Origin of the sequence: Microbacterium sp. CPCC 204701 (assembly GCF_004010105.1) — a bacterium.
Classification (GTDB): domain Bacteria; phylum Actinomycetota; class Actinomycetes; order Actinomycetales; family Microbacteriaceae; genus Microbacterium.
The window spans coordinates 1-2,427 of record NZ_RRYE01000420.1 but is presented as its reverse complement, the minus strand read 5'-3'; the positions used below and the strand labels follow the sequence as shown (position 1 = coordinate 2,427).

General features: G+C 71.5%; 2 protein-coding genes. Both read right to left on the bottom strand.

From position 1 onward, the window contains the following. Nucleotides 1–1,131, bottom strand: a 1,131-nt coding sequence (locus EIO58_RS16250) for an amidohydrolase (protein ID WP_164861793.1), incomplete at its 3' end; no start/stop codon positions are given. 156 nt (nt 1,132–1,287) lie between these two features. After that, complete coding sequence (locus tag EIO58_RS16245) at nt 1,288–2,307, bottom strand: LacI family DNA-binding transcriptional regulator (protein WP_127820360.1); 1,020 nt, start codon at nt 2,305–2,307, stop codon at nt 1,288–1,290. Nucleotides 2,308–2,427: the final 120 nt, after the last annotated feature.

Here is a 2,427-nt window from a genome sequence, read left to right as displayed (position 1 = left end):
CGAGTGGTTCGTCGGGATGTCGCGCTCGATCGTGCCGGCCGCCTGGGCCGCGGCGAACGTCTCCGGATCGACGCCTCCCCAGAACCAGAAGACCAGCGGCACGCCGGCCTCGCGCGCGAACCACGAGACGTCCTCGCTCCCGGTGAACATGCCGGGGTCGATGACCGTGCCCTCTCCGAAGGCGGCGTCGAACGCGAGCACGAGCCGCGCAGTCGCGTGGACGTCGTTGATCGTCGGCGGCAGTGTGTGATCGGTGACGATGACCGGCGGCTCCTCGGCGCCGGACGCCTGCGCCTCGGCGCGGACGATCCGCTCGACCTTGGCGAGCACCGCGGCACGCGCCTGGTCGTCGGGGTAGCGCAGGCTCAGCTCGAGCCTCGCCTCGGCCGGGATGATGTTGTTCTTCAGTCCCGCGTGGATCGAACCGACGGTCACGACCGCGACATCGCGCGGATCGACCTCGCGCGACACGATCGTCTGCAGGCGCATCACGGTGGCCGCCGCCATCACGACGGGGTCGATCGTGGCCTGGGGGCGTGAGCCATGGCCCCCGCGGCCCAGAAGAGTGACGGAGAGGCCGTCGGATGCCGCCATCTGCGTGCCGCTGCGCACGCCGATGGTGCCCGCCGGCAGCGGCGTGACGTGCTGGCCGAGCACGATGTCGGGCTGGGGGAAGCGCTCGAGCACCCCGTCGGCGATCATGGCCTGCGAGCCGGCGCCGTACTCCTCGGCGGGCTGGAAGACGGCGACCACCGTGCCCGACCACTGGTCTTTCGTGGCGACCAGGCGTTCGAGGGCGCCGATCAGGGCGGTGACGTGCATGTCGTGGCCGCACGCGTGCATGACCGGCACGTCGGTGCCCGACGGGTCGATGCCGCGCGCCGTGCTGGCGTACTCGAGCCCGGTCTGCTCCGGCACCGGGAGCGCGTCCATGTCGGCGCGCAGCCACACCACGGGCCCGTCCCCGTTGCGGATCACGCCCACGACGCCGGTCCTGCCGATGCCCTCCTCGAACTCGATGCCGAGATCGCCCAGGTGCTTGGTGACGACTCCCGCCGTGCGCGTCTCCTGGAAGGACAGCTCCGGATGCCGGTGCAGGTCGATGTAGAGGGCCTCGAGGTCGATCGTCATGCGGTCGAGCCTATCCGGGCAGGTCCCCCTCCGATCCTTGTGGGCTGCGTGCTCGGTCGGCAGGAGCTGCATCTTCACCAGGGAACACGGCCGGGATCGATCGTGTGGACGCGGTTCTCGTGTGGAGCGGGCGCGAGGCGGACGGCGGGGAATGCCTCAGCCGGCGAGGCGGGCCGTGGACCCGCGCACGATGAGCTCGAACGGCAGGTCGCCCGGCCGATGCGCGGGGGCATCGCCAGGCGTCGACTCGAGCTCGGCGAGGATCGCGTCGGCAGCGCGCTCGCCCTGTCCGAGCGGGCACTGGTCGACCGTCGTGAGGCGGAAGAACTCGCCCAGCTCGTGGCCGTCGATGCCGATCACCGAGAGGTCCTCGGGGACTCGGTAGCCGAGTTCGCGCGCTGCCAGCAGCGCCCCGATCGCCATCTCATCGGATGCCGCGAAGATGGCCGTCGGACGGCCGCCGGGCTTGCCGAGCAGCTGCTTGGCCGCGCGGAACCCGCCCTCGATGGTGAAGTCGGCGGGCTCGTACAGCGACGGCTTGACCGGGATCCCGGCATCCGCCAGCGCCTGCTCGAAGCCCTGCCGCCGGTGGGTGGGGATGTGGAAGTCGATGTCGAACTCGGGGCTCGCGCCGATGTGCGCGATCTCGCGGTGGTCGAGCGCGAGGAGGTGCTCGGTGGCCAGGCGCGCCACCGCGACGTCGTCGACGGTCAGGGTCGTGAGGCGGGGGTTGGGCCCGCCGATCGCGATCACGGGGAGGTCGAGCTCGAGCAGGTGCTCGGTCTCCTCCTGGCCGAGTTCGATCGCGATGGCGATGACGCCGTCGACCCGCTGCCGCCTGAGGAACGTGTCGAAGATGTCGCGGCGCTCCGCCCGGTCGGCGGTGAGGCTGTAGAGCGTGATGTCGTAGCCGCGGCGCATGAGCGCCGACGCGATGCCGCTCAGCACCGTCGAGAAGAACCACCGGTCGAGGAACGGCACGAGCACGCCGATGTTGCGCGTGCGACCAGATGCGAGGCTTGATGCCGACGCCGAGACGACGTAGCCGAGGCTCTTCGCCGCGGCCTCGACCTTGGACTTCGCCCCCGCCGAGACGTGGCCGCGTCCGCTCAGGGCGCGCGACACGGTCGCGGTCGAGACGCCCGCCGCGCGGGCGACCTCGTCGATGCTGACCACGTCGTCACCTCTCTTTCGCGAACCGGTGATCCGGCCGGGCGGCGGGATGCCGAACCGCGCATCCCTCGCGGGCTCAGTCCTTCGCCACCCAGACCGTCGTGTCGGCCGGCAGCTCGGCGC